The sequence below is a fragment of the Arthrobacter sp. Soc17.1.1.1 genome, assembly GCF_036867195.1.
In the GTDB taxonomy this organism is placed as follows: Bacteria; Actinomycetota; Actinomycetes; order Actinomycetales; family Micrococcaceae; genus Arthrobacter_D.
Genome location: NZ_JBAJII010000001.1, coordinates 1,844,574 through 1,863,620, shown reverse-complemented (window position 1 = coordinate 1,863,620; position 19,047 = coordinate 1,844,574). Strand labels below are relative to the sequence as shown.

18 protein-coding genes are annotated in these 19,047 nt (G+C 70.6%); 10 read left to right on the top strand and 8 right to left on the bottom strand.

Annotated features, from left to right (window positions below):
- The first annotated feature begins 55 nt into the window (after positions 1–55).
- Positions 56–2,677 (top strand): aminopeptidase N, encoded by a 2,622-nt coding sequence (pepN, locus tag V6S67_RS08535; RefSeq protein ID WP_334209837.1) that lies wholly within the window; start codon positions 56–58, stop codon positions 2,675–2,677.
- Here pepN and V6S67_RS08530 read toward each other — a convergent pair.
- From V6S67_RS08530 to V6S67_RS08515, 4 genes are all read right to left on the bottom strand, one after another.
- Positions 2,662–3,738, bottom strand: a complete 1,077-nt coding sequence (locus V6S67_RS08530; protein WP_334209836.1) for a lipoate--protein ligase family protein — start codon at positions 3,736–3,738, stop codon at positions 2,662–2,664. The genes pepN and V6S67_RS08530 overlap by 16 nt on opposite strands.
- A gap of 178 nt (positions 3,739–3,916) precedes the next feature.
- Complete coding sequence (locus V6S67_RS08525) at positions 3,917–4,174, bottom strand: type B 50S ribosomal protein L31 (protein ID WP_104051131.1); 258 nt, start codon at positions 4,172–4,174, stop codon at positions 3,917–3,919.
- A gap of 100 nt (positions 4,175–4,274) precedes the next feature.
- Positions 4,275–5,114: a TrmH family RNA methyltransferase gene (locus V6S67_RS08520; RefSeq protein WP_334209835.1), complete on the bottom strand. Its 840-nt coding sequence runs from the start codon at positions 5,112–5,114 to the stop codon at positions 4,275–4,277.
- Between the two features lie 43 nt (positions 5,115–5,157).
- The gene (locus V6S67_RS08515) at positions 5,158–5,943 is read right to left on the bottom strand and encodes an ABC transporter ATP-binding protein (RefSeq protein ID WP_334209834.1); all 786 of its coding nucleotides are present in this window, start codon (positions 5,941–5,943) and stop codon (positions 5,158–5,160) included.
- 160 nt (positions 5,944–6,103) lie between these two features.
- Here V6S67_RS08515 and serB point away from each other — a divergent pair, with 160 nt between their 5' ends.
- Positions 6,104–6,991 (top strand): phosphoserine phosphatase SerB, encoded by an 888-nt coding sequence (serB, locus tag V6S67_RS08510; protein ID WP_334209833.1) that lies wholly within the window; start codon positions 6,104–6,106, stop codon positions 6,989–6,991.
- Positions 6,992–7,072: 81 nt separating this feature from the next.
- Here serB and V6S67_RS08505 read toward each other — a convergent pair whose 3' ends face one another.
- Positions 7,073–7,822, bottom strand: a complete 750-nt coding sequence (locus tag V6S67_RS08505) for an SDR family oxidoreductase (protein WP_334209832.1) — start codon at positions 7,820–7,822, stop codon at positions 7,073–7,075.
- A gap of 61 nt (positions 7,823–7,883) precedes the next feature.
- Entirely contained in the window at positions 7,884–8,621 is a 738-nt protein-coding gene (gene fabG / locus V6S67_RS08500; RefSeq protein WP_334209831.1) for a 3-oxoacyl-ACP reductase FabG, read from the bottom strand.
- Positions 8,622–8,761: 140 nt separating this feature from the next.
- Between fabG and V6S67_RS08495 the strand changes: the two genes are divergently transcribed.
- From V6S67_RS08495 to V6S67_RS08485, 3 genes are read left to right on the top strand one after another with little or no spacing between them, the layout of a single operon-like run.
- Positions 8,762–9,181 (top strand): DUF3099 domain-containing protein, encoded by a 420-nt coding sequence (locus V6S67_RS08495; protein ID WP_334209830.1) that lies wholly within the window; start codon positions 8,762–8,764, stop codon positions 9,179–9,181.
- Positions 9,174–9,470 carry a hypothetical protein gene (locus tag V6S67_RS08490; protein ID WP_334209829.1) on the top strand — a complete coding sequence of 99 codons (297 nt, stop codon included), beginning with the start codon at positions 9,174–9,176 and terminating at the stop codon, positions 9,468–9,470. The genes V6S67_RS08495 and V6S67_RS08490 overlap by 8 nt, the downstream gene beginning before the upstream one ends.
- Entirely contained in the window at positions 9,471–10,298 is an 828-nt protein-coding gene (locus V6S67_RS08485; protein ID WP_334209828.1) for an SURF1 family cytochrome oxidase biogenesis protein, read from the top strand.
- Positions 10,299–10,311: 13 nt separating this feature from the next.
- Here V6S67_RS08485 and V6S67_RS08480 read toward each other — a convergent pair whose 3' ends face one another.
- Positions 10,312–10,710, bottom strand: a complete 399-nt coding sequence (locus V6S67_RS08480) for an MmcQ/YjbR family DNA-binding protein (RefSeq protein ID WP_334209827.1) — start codon at positions 10,708–10,710, stop codon at positions 10,312–10,314.
- Between the two features lie 315 nt (positions 10,711–11,025).
- Between V6S67_RS08480 and V6S67_RS08475 the strand changes: the two genes are divergently transcribed.
- From V6S67_RS08475 to V6S67_RS08455, 5 genes are all read left to right on the top strand, one after another.
- Entirely contained in the window at positions 11,026–12,393 is a 1,368-nt protein-coding gene (locus V6S67_RS08475; RefSeq protein WP_334209826.1) for a nucleotide sugar dehydrogenase, read from the top strand.
- A gap of 39 nt (positions 12,394–12,432) precedes the next feature.
- Entirely contained in the window at positions 12,433–13,428 is a 996-nt protein-coding gene (locus V6S67_RS08470; protein ID WP_334209825.1) for an NAD-dependent epimerase/dehydratase family protein, read from the top strand.
- Between the two features lie 98 nt (positions 13,429–13,526).
- Positions 13,527–15,038, top strand: a complete 1,512-nt coding sequence (locus tag V6S67_RS08465) for a polysaccharide deacetylase family protein (RefSeq protein ID WP_334209824.1) — start codon at positions 13,527–13,529, stop codon at positions 15,036–15,038.
- A 95-nt stretch (positions 15,039–15,133) separates the two neighbouring features.
- Positions 15,134–15,895 carry a hypothetical protein gene (locus tag V6S67_RS08460; protein WP_334209823.1) on the top strand — a complete coding sequence of 254 codons (762 nt, stop codon included), beginning with the start codon at positions 15,134–15,136 and terminating at the stop codon, positions 15,893–15,895.
- 50 nt (positions 15,896–15,945) lie between these two features.
- Positions 15,946–17,277: a glycosyltransferase family 2 protein gene (locus tag V6S67_RS08455; RefSeq protein WP_334209822.1), complete on the top strand. Its 1,332-nt coding sequence runs from the start codon at positions 15,946–15,948 to the stop codon at positions 17,275–17,277.
- Between the two features lie 61 nt (positions 17,278–17,338).
- Here V6S67_RS08455 and V6S67_RS08450 read toward each other — a convergent pair whose 3' ends face one another.
- Positions 17,339–18,937 (bottom strand): ABC-F family ATP-binding cassette domain-containing protein, encoded by a 1,599-nt coding sequence (locus V6S67_RS08450; RefSeq protein WP_334209821.1) that lies wholly within the window; start codon positions 18,935–18,937, stop codon positions 17,339–17,341.
- Between the last annotated feature and the right edge of the window lie 110 nt (positions 18,938–19,047).

Genomic DNA, 19,047 nt, shown 5'->3' with positions numbered 1-19,047 from the left:
CGCGCAGTTAATCCGCCGGAAACATCGCGTCCCGGGTGCGTGATTGAATGGCCGGATGGAGAACGAGAACCTGCGCCGCGACGAGGCGGCCGCCCGGTCCGCGCTGCTGCGGACCGAGAGCTACGCCGTCGAACTGGACCTCTCCGCGGCGCGCGACCCCGAGGCCGCCACCTACCGCACGGTGACCACGGTGGTCTTCTCCTGCCGGCAGCCGGGCAGCTCCACGTTCCTCGATTTCATCGGCGACGTCACCGCGCTGGAACTCAACGGGCAGGCGCTGGACCCCGCGGCGGCCGACGGCGCCCGGGTGGCGCTGCACGACCTCGCCGCACGCAACACGGTGAGGGTGGAGGGGCTGGCCCGCTACAGTTCGAGCGGCGAGGGGCTCCACCGCTTCGTGGATCCCGCGGACGGCGAGACCTACCTCTACACGCAGTTCGAGCCCGCCGACGCACGCCGCGTCTTCGCGTGCTTCGAGCAGCCCGACCTCAAGGCGTCCTTCTCCTTCAGCGTCCTCGCACCCGCCGACTGGACGGTCGCTTCGAACGGCGCCGAGCAGGCAGTGGAGGCCGTGGAAGCCGCCGGCGCCGAGGACGTGACCGCCGCCATCGCGCGCTGGACCTTCGCCCCGACCGAGCGCATCTCGACGTACATCACCACGGTGCTCGCCGGGCCGTACCACCGGGAGGCCGACGAGTGGACCGGCGCGCCCGGGACCTCCGCCGAGGGGCTCGTCGTGCCGCTCGCCCTCTACTGCCGCCGGTCCCTGGCGCCGTCGTTCGACGCCCCGGAGATCTTCGACACCACGCGCCGCGGCCTCGACTTCTTCCACGACCTCTTCGACTACCCCTACCCGTTCGGCAAGTACGACCAGGCGTTCGTGCCCGAGTACAACCTCGGGGCCATGGAGAACCCGGGACTCGTCACGTTCACGGAGAACTACGTGTTCCAGTCCGCCGCCACCGAGGCACAGCGTGAGGCACGCGCGAACACGATCATGCACGAGATGGCGCACATGTGGTTCGGGGACCTCGTGACGATGTCCTGGTGGGACGACCTGTGGCTCAAGGAATCCTTCGCCGACTACATGGGCGCCCTCGCAGTGGCGGAGGCCACCCGGTGGGAGACCTCGTGGGTGAGCTTCGCGAACCGCCGGAAGACCTGGGCGTACGTGCAGGACCAGCTCCCGACGACGCACCCGATCGTCGCCGACATCCCGGACCTCGAGGCCGCGAAGCAGAACTTCGACGGCATCACCTACGCGAAGGGCGCCTCGGTCCTGAAGCAGCTCGTGGCCTTCGTGGGCCGGGACGCCTTCACCTCCGCCGCGCGGCAGTACTTCCGGAGGCACGCGTACGGGAACACGACGCTCGCCGATCTCCTCGACGTCCTCGCGGACGCGACCGGCCAGGACCTCGCGGGCTGGTCCCGCGCCTGGCTGGAGACCTCGGGCGTCCCCTCGCTGCGCCCCGAGGTGACCGCCGAGGACGGCGTCCTCACCGGGGTGACCATCGTGCAGGACGCCGTCGACCCGGTGACCGGGCGGGACGAGCCCCGGCCGCACCGCATCCGGCTGGGCCTGTACTCGTTCGACGACGACGGGTGGCTGGTCCGCTCGGCGACCGAGGCCGTGACCGTCGAGGGCGGCCGCACCCCTGTGCCGGCCCTCGCCGGTGCCGCGCAGCCCGACCTGCTGCTGGTCAACGACGACGACCTGACCTACGCGAAGATCTCCTTCGACGAGCGGTCCCTCGCGACCCTCCTGGCGTCGATCGACCGGCTGCGCGACCCCCTCGCCCGCGCCACCTGCCTCACCGCCCTGTGGTCCTCGACCCGGGACGCGGGCATGCCCGCGGCGTCCTACCTCGACGCCGTGATGCTCGCGGCGCCGGCGGAGACCGGCGTCGGCGTGCTGCAGGTCCTGCTGGGCAACGCGCGGACCGCGGTGGAGCGCTTCGCCCCCGCGGAGGACCGGGCGGGGCTCCGCGGCCGCCTGGGCGACTTCCTCGCCGCCGGTCTCCGGGCCGCGGCGGCCGGATCGGACCTGCAGCTCGCGTGGGCCCGCGCCCTCGCGGACGCCGCCCGGTCCGCTCCGCGCGCGGCCGACGTCGCACGGTCCGTGCTCGACGGCGACGAGGTGATCGCCGGCCTTCGCCTGGACGCCGAGCTGCGCTGGTTCCTGCTCCAGGGGCTCGCCGCCCAGCAGCGGGTGCGCCCCGGGGAGCTGGAGGCACAGCGCAGCGAGGACCCGACCGCGTCGGGTCGCGTGGGCTTCACCCTGGCCTCGGCCGCCCTACCCGACGCCGCCATCAAGGAGGCCACCTGGGCGGAGGCCGTCCGGGGCGAGCGGCTGTCCAACGAACTGCTCGGCGCCGCGATCGAGGGCTTCATGATCGGTCCGCATGATCTCCTGGGCCGGTACGAGGAGCCCTACTTCGAGGCCGTGCGCGGGGTCTGGGCCACCCGCGGCATCGAGATGGCCAGCAGGATCGTCCGTGGCCTGTATCCGGGGCACCAGGATCTCGACGGCGCTCCCGACCGCCACCCCGTCGTCGTGCGGACCGACGCGTGGCTCGCCGAGCACGCGGACGCCCCCGCGGCGCTGCGCCGCATCATCGTCGAGGAGCGCGACCACCTGGTGCGGTCGCTGAGGGCCCAGGCTCAGGGCACCCGGTAGAGCCACTCGTCGGTGCCGAACTTGGTCTCGACGAGCTCTTCGGCCCGGCGGAGCTCGTCCTCGGACAGGGTGGTGTCCACGGCGCCGTAGCGCCGGCGGAAGGTGGACATCAGGACGTCGATGATCTCCTCGCGGGTCCGCCCGGTCTGGCGGCGCAGCGGGTCCACGCGCTTCTTCGCGCTCCGCGTCCCCTTGTCCGACATCTTCTCCTTGCCGATGCGCAGCACCTCGAGCATCTTGTCCGCGTCGATGTCGTAGCTCATGGTCACGTGGTGCAGCATGCCGCCGTTGGCGAGCCGCTTCTGCGCGGCACCGCCGATCTTCCCGAGCTCGGTGGCGATGTCGTTGAGGGGCTGGTACCAGGCCGAGATGCCCAGTTCCTGCAGGGCCTCCATGACCCACGCGTCGAGGAAGGGGTAGGAGTCGGCGAAGCTCATCCCGTCCACGAGGGACTGGGGCACGTAGAGGGAGTAGGTGATGGCGTTGCCGTGCTCCATGAACATCGCTCCCCCGCCGCTGATCCGCCGGACCACCGTGACGCCGTGACGCGCGGCGCCGTCGGGGTCCACCTCGTTGCGCATGGACTGGAAACTGCCGATCACCACGGAGGGCGACTGCCATTCCCAGAACCGCAGGACGGGGTTGCGGGCCCCCGTGCCGACGTCGTGCGTGAGGACCTCGTCCATCGCGACGTGCATCGCCGTGGACAGCGGGGTGGGCGGGATGATCTCCCACACGTGGTCGGCGAAGCCGGTGGCACGGCCCAGCGCACGACGGACGGCGGTGGCGATCGCTTCGGGCGAGAACCCGAACAGGACGGCGGAGGGGTCCAGGCGCGCCGTCACGGCCGCGGCGAGTTCCCCGGGGGCCGTGTCGGCGGGCAGCCCCTCGAGGGCCGCATTGATGTCGAGGAGGGCCTCGTCGGGTTCGAGGAAGAAGTCGCCGTTGACGGAGACGTCGGCGAGACGCCCATCGCGGACCGCGAGGTCCACCGCCGTGAGCTTGCCGCCGGGCGTCTTGAACTCACCGTGCAGGCGGGACGTGCCGCGTTCCTGGGTCATTGCTGGGCCTCCCCGTGCCGCCCGCCGTCGGGCGCATCGGTGTCGTGATGGGTGTCGTCCCCGGTGTGGTGCCGGGTGTCGTCAGGGTGTGGTCAGGAGCCGCATTAAGCGGGAGAAGCCACGCCGGGTGGGCGTGGCTTCTCCTCGGGAACAGGCTCGCGCCCTGTGCGGAGCTGGACTACTTCTTGGCGCCGAAGCCCTTGAAGCGGGCGTTGAAGCGCTCGACGCGACCGGCGGAGTCCATGATGCGCTGCTTGCCCGTGTAGAACGGGTGGGACTCCGAGGAGATCTCGACCTCGATGAGGGGGTAGGTGTTGCCGTCTTCCCACTCGATGGTCTTGGCGGAGCCGACCGTGGACTTGGTCAGGAACGCCTTGTCGGAGGCCAGGTCGCGGAACACGACGGACTGGTACTTGGGGTGGATATCAGACTTCACGGGACTACCTTCTCTGGTTGCCTGGATTTTGCCAGGCAGGGGGATGTAAAGGTTGGCGTCAGCGCCAGCTACCAATACTAGCCCAGGAGCCGCACCGCCGCTAAACCGCGGCGCCGCCCGGCGTATCCGCCGTGCTCTCGTACCGGCACTCCCAGAAGGCGACGGCGGCGGCCGCCGCGACGTTCAGGGAGTCCACGCCCCCGTGCATCGGGATGGTCAGGGCGACGTCGGCCTCGGCGAGGGCCGCGTCGGTGAGTCCGTCCCCCTCGGTCCCGAGCAGCAGGGCGAGCCGTTCGTGCCCGCGGGCGGGGAACGCCCCGAGCGCCACCGCGCCGGGTGTCAGGGCGAGGGCCGCGAGCGTGAACCCGGCGGCACGGACGGCGGCGAGGTCCTCGGGCCAGGAGGGGAGCCGCGCCCACGGCACCTGGAAGACACTGCCCATGCTGACGCGCACCGCGCGCCGGTAGAGCGGATCGGCGCTGCGGGGGCTGACCAGCACGGCATCGATCCCGAGCGCGGCGGCGGACCGGAACACGGCGCCGAGATTGGTGTGGTCCACCATGTCCTCGATGATCGCGACGCGCCGGGCGGACGCCAGGATCTCCTCCAGCGGCAGCGGTGCGGGACGGTGCATCGCGGCCAGGGCGCCGCGGTGGAGGTGGAACCCCGTGATGGCCTCGAGCACCGCCTCGGGCGCGACGAAGGCGGGCACAGACGGGAACCGCGCGAGGACGTCCTCGAGGTCCGGCAGCCATTTGGGTGCCAGGAGGAACGAGCGTGGTGCGTGGCCGGCGTCGACGGCGCGGCGCAGCACCTTCGAACTCTCCGCGATGTACAGGCCCTCCGCGGGCTCGCGGACCAGGCGCAGCTGCACGTCGGTCAGGTTCCGGTAGTCGGCGAGCCGCGGATCGTCGGCGTCGTGCAGCTCGACGAGCGCCATCAGCGCCCGGCCGGGTGCGCCGCGCGGGCGCGGGAGGCCGCCGTCACGCCCGGGCGACGGCGCTGTAGCGGCCGTTCTCCTCGGTGACCCTCAGGGCGACGTCGAACGCGGTCCCCAGGTTCTCCTCGGTCAGCACCTCGCCGATCGGTCCGGCGGAGACGACGGCGCCGTCGCGGAGCAGCAGCGCGTGCGTGAAGCCCGGCGGGACCTCCTCGAGGTGGTGCGTGACGAGCACCATGGCGGGCGCGTCCTCGTCGCGGGCGAACCCGCTGAGCCGCTGCACGAGATCCTCGCGGCCGGCGAGGTCGAGGCCCGCGGCGGGCTCGTCGAGGAGCAGCAGCTCCGGGTCGGCCATGAGGGCCCGGGCGATCTGCACGCGCTTGCGCTCCCCCTCGCTGAGGGAGCCGAAGCGGCGGTTCAGGAAGCGGGACACGCCCCAGGCGTCGAGCAGGCGGAAGGCCCGGCGCTCGTCGAGGCGCTCGTACTGTTCGCGCCAGCGCCCGGTCACGCCGTAGGAGGCGGTGACGACGACGTCGAGGACGGTCTCGTCCTCCGGCACCTGGGCTGCGAGGGCTGCCGAGGCGAGGCCGATCCGCGGGCGCAGCTCGAAGACGTCGACGGCGCCCATGACCTCGTCGAGGATCCCGACGACGCCGCGCGTGGGATGCAGGCGCGCTCCGGCGAGCTGGAGCAGCGTGGTCTTGCCCGCTCCGTTGGGGCCCATGACCACCCAGCGCTCGCCCTCCCGCACCTGCCAGTCGATGTCGTCGAGCAGGGTCTTGCCGCCCCTGACGAGGCTCACTCCCGCCAGTTCCAGAACGTTGCACATGGTCCTAGACACTAGGCTAAGGAACGGCCCCGTGGCGAAACCGCGGGGCCTTGCGGGCGGCGGCCGTGCCCGCCCCGGCCCTCCCCGCCCCGGTGCGCCGCGCGGGTACGCAACGACAGCGCGTCCACGGCATCGATCACGGCGCGGACAGGAGTGGTACATGCAGGACCAGGCCAGGGTGGTCGCCTACGCGAAGCACCTCGACGACGGGCACCGCGACGACCTGGCGGCGGCCCTCCGCGGGCTCGGTGCCGGCGTGCGCGATGCGTCCGCGGCGGCGTCCGCGACCTATGACGTCCTGACCCTCGACGTGGGCCTCCCCGACGGGGCATCCTCCCCGGTGCGCGCGGGCCTCGCCCGCTGGAGCGCCGAGAGCGGCATCGGCGCAGCCCTCGTCCCGGCTGCCGTGTACGCGCCCGGGCCGAAGCTCCTGATCATGGACGTCGACTCCACCCTCATCAGGCAGGAGGTCATCGAACTGCTCGCCGCGCACGCCGGTCGCGAGGCCGAGGTGGCGGCCGTGACGGAGGCGGCCATGCGCGGCGACCTCGACTTCGCGCAGTCCCTGCACCACCGCGTCCGCACCCTGGCCGGCCTGCCCACAGCGGTGATCGACGACGTCGTCGCGCGGATCGAACTGAGCGACGGCGCGGAGCAGCTGGTCGCGGCGTACCTCGACGCCGGCCACCGGGTGGGCGTCGTCTCGGGCGGCTTCGCCCAGGTCCTGGCACCCCTCGCCGACCGCCTCCGGCTCTCCTTCGCCCGGGCGAACGACCTGGAGATCGACGGCGGCGTGCTCACCGGCCGCGTGGCCGGCGCCGTCGTGGACCGCCGCGAGAAGGAGCGCGTCCTCCGCGCCGAGGCCGCGGGCTCGGGCGTGCCGCTGGAGGCGACGATCGCCGTGGGCGACGGCGCGAACGACCTCGACATGCTCGCGGCGGCCGGACTCGGTGTGGCCTTCAGGGCCAAACCCGCCGTCAGGGCCGCGTCCGACGCCGCGCTGGACCTGCCGGACCTCGACGTGGTGCGCTACTTCTCCGGCCTCTGACCCGCGTCCGGACGGAGCCCATGGAGCCCACGGAGCACGCCCGCGCCGCTGCGCCGGCGGATCCCCGTGGGCGCCGGCGGTTCAGCCCTTGGCCAGGAAGTCCTGGGCGCCGCCCACGTACTCGGTGTGCCCGGTGGGCACATCCGCGGTCGCCATGCGGACGATCTCGGCGGCGAACTCGGCGACCGAGTAGAGGCGCCCGGCCTCCTGGCGGCGGGCCTCGATGGCGCCCGGGGTCGCGCGGTCGAGCAGGGTCGCGGTGACGGTGCCCTCGATCATGTCGCCGGAGACGACGACGAGGGAGATGTCCTTCGCGTCGAGCTGCGGGATGAGGGCACGCAGCGCGTCCTCGCCGGCCCGCTTGCTGCGGGCCACCGGCTCGTAGGCGTCCATCGTCTCCACCTTCTCGATGAAGTGCGCCTGGTGGCTCGTGATGAAGACCACGCGGGACCCCGCGGGCATGACCTCGACGGCGGCGGTGAGCATGGCGACCTGCGCGTCCCGGTTGAGGCGGAGGGCATAGTCCTCCCCCATGGACGTCTCCATGCCGCCGGAGGCGTTGAGCACCAGCAGGTCGAGCCCGCCGAAGGTCGTCACCGCGGCGTCGACCAGCGCCGCCGGCCCCTCGGGCGTGGTGAGGTCCGCGCCGACGGCGACGGCCCTGCCGCCGGCCGCCTCGATGCCGGCCACCACCTTGTTCGCGCGCGGCGCCTTCTGCCGGTAGTTCACGACGACGGCCGCGCCCTGCCCGGCGAGCAGCTGCGCGACGTCGGCGCCGATGCCGCGGGACGATCCGGTGACGATCGCTGTGGTTCCCTCGAGGGTGGCCATGGTGCTCCTTCTGCTCAGAATCAGGTCTGGTGGTTGTGCTGGTGCCGGTTCGGGCGGGGCGTCAGTGGCCCATACCGAGGCCGCCGTCGACGGGGATGACCGCGCCGGAGATGTACGCGGCGGCGTCGCCCGCGAGCCAGGAGACGACGCCGGCCACCTCGTCCGGGGACGCGAAGCGGCCGGCCGGGATCGTGGCGAGGTAGCTCTTGCGGGTCTCCTCCGGGAGCTCCGCCGTCATGTCCGTGTCGATGAAGCCGGGGGCGACGACGTTCGCGGTGATCCCCCGGGAGCCCAGCTCCCGCGTGAGGGAACGCGCGATGCCGACGAGGCCGGCCTTCGAGGCCGAGTAGTTGATCTGGCCCGGGGCGCCGTACAGCCCCGTGACGCTTGAGATCAGGATCACACGGCCGCGGCGGAGGCGGATCATGCCTCGTGACGCGCGTTTGACCACCCGGAACGCGCCGGTGAGGTTGGTGTCGATGACGTCGGTGAAGTCGCTCTCGGTCATGCGCAGGAGCAGGACGTCCCGCGTGATGCCTGCGTTGGCGACGAGGACCTCGACCGGGCCGTGCTCGGCCTCGACCTGCGTGAAGGCCGCATCGATCTGCTCCTCGCTCGTCACGTCGGCCCTGACCCCGAGCATGCCCTCGGGCACCTCGCCGCTTCGGTACGTGATGGCAACCTTGTCGCCGTTGGCTACGAATACCTTTGCGATAGCAAGGCCGATACCCCGGTTGCCGCCCGTGATCAGGACGCTCCGACCGGTCGCCGTCGGTGTGCTGTCTGCACCAGGTGCCAAGGGGAAACTCCTCTGTCCGTGGGCCGGGCCCGGCCCACGCCCTTCCCGTCAAACTATCGAAGACGATCCTAGCGGCGCATCCCTCGACTTCGGGAACGGGGCCCGAAGTGAGACAATTGAGGGAGTCTTTATGGAGTGTGATGAGCAACAAATCGAAGCACAACACAGACGTCCACAGCATCTCCGACGCTCGTGTCGGTCACAGCGACGAGATGCGCACCCGCATGATCAGGTACACGGTGTCGATGAGCATCCGTCTCGTCTGCTTCGTCCTGGTCTTCGTGGTCCCTTACGTGTGGCTGCAGTGGGTCATGATCGCCGCAGCGGTGTTCCTGCCGTACTTCGCCGTGATCGTGGCCAACGGCGGCAGTGACACGAGCAACATCCGGCACAGCGACGCGCTGATCGACCGCGCCCCCGTCCGTGAGATCGAGGCCAAGGTCCTCGCCTCCGACCCGGACGACGGCGAGGCCGTGCTGACCGGCGAGATCATCGACGACGCGCAGCACCCTGCGCAGCACGGGTCCCACGCCGCCGACCGCGGCACGTCCGATGCGTGACGCCTCGCCGCAGCCCGGACCCGCACCTGCATCGACGGCCGGTCTCGCGCTGTTCGCCGCCCCCCGGCGCGAGCCGGGGGGCGATCCCGTGTGCTCGCGCAAGGGCTGCCGGAACGGTGCCGAGTGGCAGCTGCTCTGGAACAACCCGCGCATCCACACGCCCGAGCGGCGCAAGGCGTGGGCGTCGTGCCCGGACCACGTGGCATGGTTCGAGGAGTATCTGCGGGACCGCGGCCTCTGGAAGCAGACCCTCCCCCTGACCGCCGATCGACCGATGGAGAGCCGCTAGGTGTACCGCTTCCTCTTCTCCGCGCGCTGGCTCGGCTGGCTCGCCATGGTGGCCGTGATCGCCGCGGGCTGCGTGGGCCTCGGCCGCTGGCAGCTCGACCGCCGCGAAGAGGTGGTGCAGAACATCCAGCGCATCGAGGCGAACTACGACGCCGCACCCGTGCGCTACGTGCCCGGGGCGAACGGCTTCGACAGCTACGACCCGAGCCGTGAGTGGACGCCGGTCACCTTCACCGGGACCTACGACGTGGGGAACCAGGTGGTGGTCCGCAACCGCCCGCTGAACGGGCAGCCGGGCTACGAGGTCCTGACACCGCTGAGGCTCGACGACGGCACGGCGGTCATCATCGACCGCGGCTGGCTGCCCATCGGCAACGCCGAGGCCGGACGCCCGGACACCATCCCAGCCCCGCCGGCCGGCCGGGTCGAGGTCACGGCCAGGACGAAGCCGGGCGAGCCCGCCGTCAACCGCGGCGCTCCCGAGGGCCAGGTGGCCTCCATCGACCTGGCCGCCCTCGCCGGGACACTCGACTACCCGGTGCAGGACGCCGCGTACGGCCTCCTCGCCCTGGAGCGGCCGGCGGCAGCCGAGACGCCCGTCGCCGCCCCGAAACCCTCGATCGACGAGGGCCCGCACCTCTCCTACTCCCTGCAGTGGTTCGCGTTCGGTGTGCTGGCGTTCGTGGGACTCGGGTATGCCGCGCGCCTGCAGCGCAGGAGCGATGCCGAACGGGACGGCACGGCTCCCGACCGCCCGGTCCGCCAGCGCCGTCGACCCTCCTCCGAGGAGGAGGAGGACGCCATCCTCGACTCGCAGGGGATCCGCTGACCGCACGTACCCCTCACGGGGTGCCTCCCGTCCAGCCCAGCGCGTGGCGGTGGTCGGCGGGCAGCGACGCGACCACCAGGTCGTAGGAGTCCTCGATCAGGTCGCGCACCGTTGCGGCCGGAAGATCGCCGTCGAGGCGCACCCCGTTCCAGTGCCGCTTGTTCAGGTGCCACGCGCCCGTGATCTCGGGATGGGCGGCGCGCAGCTGCTGGGCCAGCGCCGGGTCGCACTTGAGCGATACCGAGGGAGGGTCTGCGTCCACCGGAACGAGGGCGAAGATCTTGCCGGGAACGCCGGAGCCCGCCCACCGGTCCGCCCGGACCCGGAACACCGCGATGTCCGGACCGAAGGGGTAGTCCTCGTAGGAGCCCCGGAAGGACAGGCACGAGGTCCGCAGCCAGTCGAAGTCCACCCCATCACCCTAGCGCCCGCCGACGCAGCCCAGGAGGGCATCCGGCCGGCATGGTAGCACCGGTCATGCCAGTAATCCGCCGCGTCCCTGCGGGTAGCAGACCGGGGGTTTCAGGTGGTACTTGCAAGTGTTCCCGGTCCGAGTCGAGTGGAATTCACTCGTGTGCATGCCAGGGGCGCTTCGTAGAGTTTTCGCGACGGGCAATGAATTCGTCGCACGTCGTCGATGGTTTACGGCTCCGAACAGGAATTCCGATTGTTTGTCGGTCCTCTCCCGAACCAGCGACGGAACCGCAGCTCACAAAAGGACGAAGTTATGACTGGAAATCTGGTTGCTGGTCCGCAGTTATCCAACAGGCACGGCGCTCCAAAATTGCTCGAATCCTCCACGCTTTTCGAGCCCACTCTCGACCAACAGGAACAGGCCTTCGAATTCGACGTCGCAGTCGTCGGCATGGGCTACGTCGGACTGCCGACCGCCCTGGCGTTCACCGCCGCCGGCGTGCGGGTGCTCGGCGTGGATGCGAGCGCGACGCGCCTCGACATCATCCGGAGCGGCCGGGCGGACCTCGTGACCTCGGACAGGGAGCGCCTCACCCGGGCCCTGGCCGATCCGTACTTCGAGCTCACCTCCGATTCGGCACGCCTCTCCCAGGCGGCGGCGGTCATCATCTGCGTCCCCACCCCGGTGGATGCCTACCTGGTCCCCGACCTGGACATCCTCAGCAGGGCCTGCCAGACCGTCGTGGACCAGGCCGTGAGCGGCCAGCTGCTGCTGCTGACCTCCACGACCTACGTCGGCTGCACGCGGGACCTGCTCGCCACGCCCCTGGCCCGCCGCGGACTGATCCCGGGCAGCAATATCCACCTCGCCTTCAGCCCTGAACGCATCAATCCCGGGGCGGACAATTTCGCGCACGAGGACGTGCCGCGCGTGGTCGGCGGAATTACCAAGAGTTGCACGACGGCGGCGGTATCCCTCATCGGCACCTATACCCGTTCGATCCACGTCGTGAGTTCCGCGGATGCCGCGGAGATGACGAAACTCGTCGAGAACACCTTCCGCGCCGTGAATATCGGCCTCGCGAATGAATTCGCCGATATGTCGCATTCCCTCGGTCTCGATGTCATGGAGGTCATCGGCGCCGCGGCGACGAAGCCCTACGGTTTCATGGCCTTCACGCCCGGTCCGGGCGTGGGTGGCCACTGCATCCCGTGCGACCCCCACTACCTGCTGTGGCAGATGCGCAAGCTCCGGCTGTCCACGCCGGTCATCGAACAGGCGATGAACGCGATCGCCGCCCGCCCGGGCAAGGTGGTGGACCGGGTCCGGAAGATCCTCTCGGACCGGGACATGGGCCTGCATTCGGCCCGGATCATGGTGGTCGGTGTCGCGTACAAGCCCGACGTGGAGGACCTCCGGGAGTCGCCGGCGCTCGAGATCCTCGCGAGCCTCATCGAGGAGGGCGCCGTGGTGGCGTACCACGACCACCTGATCCCCTCCGTCCGCCTCGGCGACGGGAGCGTGCTCGACCACGACGAGGACCCGGGGTCCTTCGAACCCGATCTGATCCTGCTGCACACCGCGCACAGCACGGCGGACGTCACCTGGATCTCCCCCGAGGTCCCGGTCCTGGATTCCACGTTCCGCCTCCCCCTCGGGTCGAACATCTTCCACCTCTAGACGCATCAGACTCCAACCGAATCAGCTGGGAGAACAAGCATGAGAACTGTCATCACGGGCGGCGCCGGCTTCATCGGCAGCCATCTCACGGAATATCTGCTGGAAGCCGGCGACACCGTCACGGTGCTCGACGACCTGTCCACGGGCTCGCTCGAGAACCTCAAGGACGTGCGGGACAATCCTGCCTTCACCTTCCATGAGGGCAGCATCCTGGACCGGGACGCCGTCCGCGAGGTCATCGACGGATCCGACCGGGTCTTCCACCTGGCGGCGGCGGTCGGGGTGCACCTGATCGTGGACCACCCGCTCGAGAGCCTCCGCACCAACATCCACGGCACGGAAGTCGTCCTCGACGCCTGCCGGGACGCGGGCGTGGACCTGCTGCTGGCCTCCACGAGCGAGATCTACGGCAAGAACACCGCGGACCGCCTGTCCGAGGACTCCGACCGCATCCTGGGCTCCCCGCTCAAGTCGCGGTGGACGTACGCGGCGGCGAAGGGGATCGACGAGGCCTTCGCCCACGCCTACTGGCGCGAGTACGGCCTGCAGGTGTCCATCGTGCGGCTGTTCAACACCGTGGGGCCCCGACAGACCGGCCGCTACGGCATGGTGGTGCCGAACCTCGTGGGACAGGCCCTCCGGGGCGAGCCGCTCACCGTGTTCGGCGACGGCCGGCAGACCCGGTGCTTCTCCTACGTGGGGGACGTGATCCCCGCGATGGTGCGCATCGCCGAGGAGCCGGCCACCCGCGGGCTCGCCGTGAACCTGGGCGGCCTGCAGGAGATCTCCATCCTCGACCTGGCCGAGCGCGCCATCAAGCTGCTCGGCAGCAGCAGCGTCGTCAGCCTCGTCCCCTACGAGGAGGCCTACGGCGCCGGGTACGAGGACATGCGGCGCAGGGTGCCCGACAACTCGCTCGCCGGGCGCCTCGTGCGGTTCCAGCCGACCACGACCGTGGACACGATCATCCTCAAGGTGGCCAAGGCGATGCTCTCCACCTCGTCGGGTGAGGTGCCCGCCGGAGCCTCTAGGTGAAGCGAACCCGCCGCCGGAGGGTCGGAACGATCCTCCGGCGGCGGGTGGTACCTGGCCCGGGCGACCGGGCCGCCAGGTACTCCGCGGATCGTCCCGGCATGATGGCAGCGTTCCTCCTGGTCGTCCTCCTGCTCGGCGCGTCGGTCGGTGGACCCGCCCGGGCTTCCTCCGCCGTGACCACAGTGACCACGGTGACCACGGTGACCGCCGAGTCCCCCGCGGACGGTGCCCCGGCGACCGTGGTGAGCCTCACCTTCGACGACGGCAACGACGACCAGTTCGAGGCCGCCCGGATCCTGGACCGCTACGGGCTGAAGGGCACATTCTTCGTGTCCTCGGGACTCATCGCCGAGGAGCCCGGAGCAGCGGATGCGCCACCCACCAAGATGACCCTCGCCCAACTCCGGGCACTGCAGGCCGGCGGTCACGAGATCGGCGGCCACACCGTCACCCACGCCGACCTGGCGGAGATGGCTGCCGAGGAGGCGCGACGTCAAGTGTGCAACGACAGGACCCGACTGGTAGATCTCGGACTGGCCGCCACCAACTTCGCCTACCCCTACGGCGAAGCGAGCCTCGACCTGGAGCGGATCGTCGAAGGCTGCGGGTACAACAGCGCCCGCGGGCTCGGTGACATCCGCAGCCCGGACGTGCCCAGGGTGACCAACACGTGCGAGAAGTGTCCCGTCGCCGAGACCACCCCGCCCCCCGACCCGTTCAGGACCCGGGCGCCGAACCAGGTGGAGAACACCTGGGCCCTGGCCGACCTGCAGAAGGCCGTGACCGACGCAGAGACCACCGGAGGGTGGCTGCAATTGACGTTCCATCATGTCGACGACACCGACAGCACCCTGTCCGTCCCACCGACCGTGTTCGAGGCCTTCGCGGCGTGGCTCGCCGCCCGTGCCCCCCTCGGGACCGGCGTCAGGACCGTGCAGGAGGTGATCGGAGGGCCCGAGCGGCCCACCCTGGACTATGCGCCGGAGCCGCGCTCCGGGAACCTGCTGATCAACCCCGGCCTGGAGACACCGAGCCACACCAGTGCCCTGCCGGCCTGCTGGCAGGGCGTCGGCTGGGGGGAGAACCGGCCCTCGTTCACCGTGGTGGACGACGCCCGCACGGGTGATGCCGCCGGCCGCCTGGAGCTCACGGAGTACACGGAGGGTGACGCCAAGCTCGTCCCGACCCTGGACCTCGGCACCTGCTCCCCGCCCGTGGAGGCGGGCAGGGCCTACGACCTCGGTGCCTGGTACAGGTCCACGGGCGAGACGCAGTTCGAGATCTACATCCGGGACACGGACGGTGCCTGGACGCACTGGACCTCGAGCCCCCCGTACCTCCCCGCCGAGGACTGGGTCCACGCGACGTTCACCACGCCCCCCGTCCCCGAGGGCGTCGACGGGCTGAGCTTCGGCCTGAACCTCCGGGAGGCCGGGACGCTCGTCACCGACGACTACAGCCAGGAGGTCGACATCACCTGGGACGAGTTCGTGGCACGCACCGTCGGCGCCACCTGGGGCCAGGTGTGCCGCATCTTCACCGCACCTGCCGACGACCTCGTGTCCCTGCACCACCTCGGCTCCCTCCAGAACCTGGCGTCCCCGTGGTGACCGGGCGGACAGGGGCGGAGGCCCCGGTGTACGACGCGGGCCACCGGTCGGCGGCACGCGGCCCCTCCCGGGACACGACAGGAAAGGACCCAGCAGTGGCAGTCCGCACCCGATCACCCAGGCGCACCGTCCTGCTGGCGGCAGCGGCCGTCGCGGTGCTGGTCGCCGGAACCCTGGCGGTCGTCGTCTCCCAGGGCCAGGACAAGTACCCCTGGCACACGGACATCGTCTCCACCACCTTCTGGGTCGGCGAGATCCACGACCCGAACGCCGAGGACGGCAGCCAGGAGTACTCCACGTACGACTCGCGGTGGATGGAGAGCTACGGGGGATGCGACGGGATCCGGACGGCCGACGGCTGCAGCACCGAACCCCGCGTCGCCGGGAACGGGTACTTCCCCAGCAGCATGACGCCCCTCGAGAACCCGTTCTACCTGGACCTGCCGTTCGACGACCTCAACAACCCGGAGGCCTTCGCCGAGCGCGGCACGGTCATCCCCTGGGCCGCCGAGGAGGCCGCGGACAACCCCGCGCTCCTGACGAGCGACCAGCACAGCTTCATGAAGAACCGCTGGGTGAAGCTGCGCAAGGGCGACGCCGTCTGCTACGGGCAGATCCAGGACGCCGGGCCGGCACGGTACGACGACAGCGCCTACGTGTTCGGGGAGGACGACCGGCGGCCCGCGAGCACCGAGTACAACGGAGCCGGCATGGACGTGTCCCCCGCCCTCAACGGCTGCCTGGGCTTCAGCAACCTCGACGGCCAGGACGACCGCGTCGACTGGCAGTTCGTCGACGAGGAGGACGTCCCCGACGGACCCTGGCGGCGGATCATCACCACCAGCCAGGTCCAGTGAGGAGAGCGCGCGATGCCCATCTTCGGCCCCCCGAGCAATGACGGAGAATCATGGACCTGACCTACCTGCTGCTGGTGCTGCTGGTGATCGGCCTCAGCACGACGTTCTGGACCCTCATCGGTGCGGGTCGCAGCCTCGGCGAGGTGTACCGGCGCGCGATCTCCCCGCGCTCCGACGGGCCCCCGCCGGGCACTCCCGGCGTGGCAGACGTGGCGGTCCTCATCGCCGCCCACAACGAGGCGGCGTCGATCGCGGACTCGCTCCGGGCGGCGTCGGCGCTGGTGGCGCCGCAGAACATCCACGTGGTGTCCGACAAGTCGACCGATGCCACGGTCACGATCGCCCAGGAGCTGGGCGTCAACGTCCTGGACCTGCAGGTCAACCGCGGGAAGGCGGGCGCCCTCGCAGAGGGGATCCGCTACTTCGAACTGTGCGACCGGTTCGAGGTGGTCCTCATCCTGGACGCGGACACGCGCCCCACCACCGACTACCTGACCACGGGTCTGCCGCTGTTCGCCGACCCCGGCGTGGTCGCCGTCGCCGGGCGCGCCAAGTCGATCGTCGGGACGGGCCGCCGTCCCCTGCTCGGCCGCTTCCTCGTGGCGTACCGGGACCGGCTCTACCTGGTGGTCCAGCTGCTGCTGAAGTACGGGCAGGCGGCCAAGGGTGCGAATGTCGTCAACATCGTGCCGGGGTTCGCGAGCATGTACCGCACGTCGGTGCTCAGGCACATCGACGTCCAGGGCCGGGGGCTCGTCATCGAGGACTTCAACATGACCTTCGACGTGCATGCCCGGAAACTCGGGCGCATCGCCTTCCACCCCGCGGCCGCCGTCGCGTACACGGAGGACCCGGACAACCTCGGGGACTACATGCGCCAGATCCGGCGCTGGAACCTCGGGTTCTGGCAGACCGTCCGGCGGCACCGGTTCCGCTTCACGAAGTTCTGGGTCAACCTGTGGATCCACATCGTCGAGCTCGTGGTCAGCGGGATCCTGCTGCTGACCGTCCTGCCCCTGCTGGCCCTGTCGCTGATCTTCGACGCGCTGCCGGCCGAGCTGCAGCAGCTCCCGATGCCGCTGGACTGGATCGTGAACGCCCTGCCCCTCGAAGCCGTGCTCATCGGTGTGCTCCTGCCCGACTTCCTGCTGTCGGTCCTGGCGGCCGCGGTGCTGAAGCGGCCCGTCTACCTGGTCTTCGGGCTGCTGTTCCCCCTCGTGCGCATGCTCGATGCGGCGATCTGCCTGAGCCAGATCCCGAAGGCGTTCGTGCCCGCGGGATCGACCGGGATCTGGACGAGCCCGCGACGACGGGCCGCCGTGGGACACGCGCCGATGCGCACGGTACCGGCCCTCGAATCCCGCCGCGTCGACGCGGCCTGACCGTCCCCTCTCCTGCCGGGGACGGTCCGGCCGGGTAGAACGGTCTGGCCGGCGAGAACGGCTAGGCCAGGGTGACGAGTTCCAGGTAGTCCTGGTTCCAGAGGTCCTCGACGCCGTCGGGGAGCAGGACGACGCGCTCGGGGTCGAGGGCGTCGACCGCTCCCTCGTCGTGGCTGACCATCACCACGGCGCCGCTGTAGTTCTTGAGCGCCCCGAGGATCTCGGCGCGGCTGGCGGGGTCCAGGTTGTTCGTCGGCTCGTCGAGGAGCAGCACGTTCGCCGAGGACGCGACGATGGTGGCGAGGGCGAGCCGGGTCTTCTCGCCGCCGGAGAGCACGCCGGCGGGCTTGTCGACGTCGTCGCCGGAGAACAGGAACGACCCGAGGATGCCGCGCACCTCGGCGTCCTGCATGTCCGGAGCCGAGGACTTCATGTTCTCGAGGACGGTCCGCTGGGTGTCGAGGGTCTCGTGCTCCTGTGCGTAGTAGCCGACCTTCAGGCCGTGCCCGGCGATGACCTGCCCGGTGTCGGGCTTGTCCACTCCGGCGAGCATGCGCAGCAGGGTCGTCTTCCCCGCGCCGTTGAGCCCGAGGATCACCACCTTCGAGCCGCGGTCGATCGCCAGGTCCACGTCGGTGAAGATCTCGAGCGAACCGTAGGACTTGCTGAGGCCCTCCGCCGTCATGGGGGTCTTGCCGCACGGCGACGGTTCGGGGAAGCGCAGGGCCGCGACACGGTCCGAGGCGCGGACGGCGTCGAGTCCGCCCAGCAGCCGCTCGGCACGCTTGGCCATGTTCTGGGCGGCGACGGCCTTGGATGCCTTCGCCCGCATCTTGTTCGCCTGGTCCATGAGGACCTGCGCCTTCTTCTCCGCGTTGGCGCGCTCGCGCTTCCGGGCGCGCTCGTCGGTCTCGCGCTGGAGCTGGTAGCGCTTCCAGCCCATGTTGTAGATGTCGATCGTCCCGCGGTTGGCGTCGAGCTGGAACACCTTGTTGACGGTGGCCTCGAGGAGTTCGACGTCGTGGCTGATGACGATCAGCCCGCCCTGGTGGTTCTTTAGGAAGTCGCGGAGCCAGGCGATGGAATCGGCGTCGAGGTGGTTCGTGGGCTCGTCGAGGAGCATCGTCTCCGCTCCGGAGAACAGGATGCGGGCCAGCTCGACGCGGCGGCGCTGGCCGCCGGAGAGGGTCTTCAGGGGCTGGTTGAGGATGCGCTCGGGCAGCGAGAGGTTGGAAGAGATGGACGCCGCCTCGGCCTCCGCCGCGTAGCCGCCGCCGGCGAGGAAGGCGGCCTCGATGCGGTCGTAGCGTGCCATGGCCTTGTTGCGCACGGAGGTCTTCTCGCTCGCCATGTCCTCCTGCGCCTGGCGCAGTTCGCTGACCACGGCGTCGAGGTTGCGGGCCGAGAGGATGCGGTCCCGGGCGAGCTGCTCCATGTTCGGCGTCCGGGGGTCCTGGGGCAGGTACCCGATCTCGCCCGAGCGGGTCACCGTGCCGCCGGCAGGCAGCGACTCGCCCGCCAGCACCTTCGTGAGCGTCGTCTTGCCGGCGCCGTTGCGCCCCACGAGCCCGATCTTGTCTCCCCTGTCCACACGGAAGGAGACCTCGTCCATGAGCAGGCGGGCTCCGGCCCGGAGCTCCAGGTTCGATACGCTAATCACGGGTGGGCCTTTCGATGGTGCCGGAGACGGCGTTTGTTGTAGGAATCCCACAAGGGAGTCCCGGATGACCGGCGCTAGTCTCGGTACAGAAGCAGGTGCGGCTGGAGGAA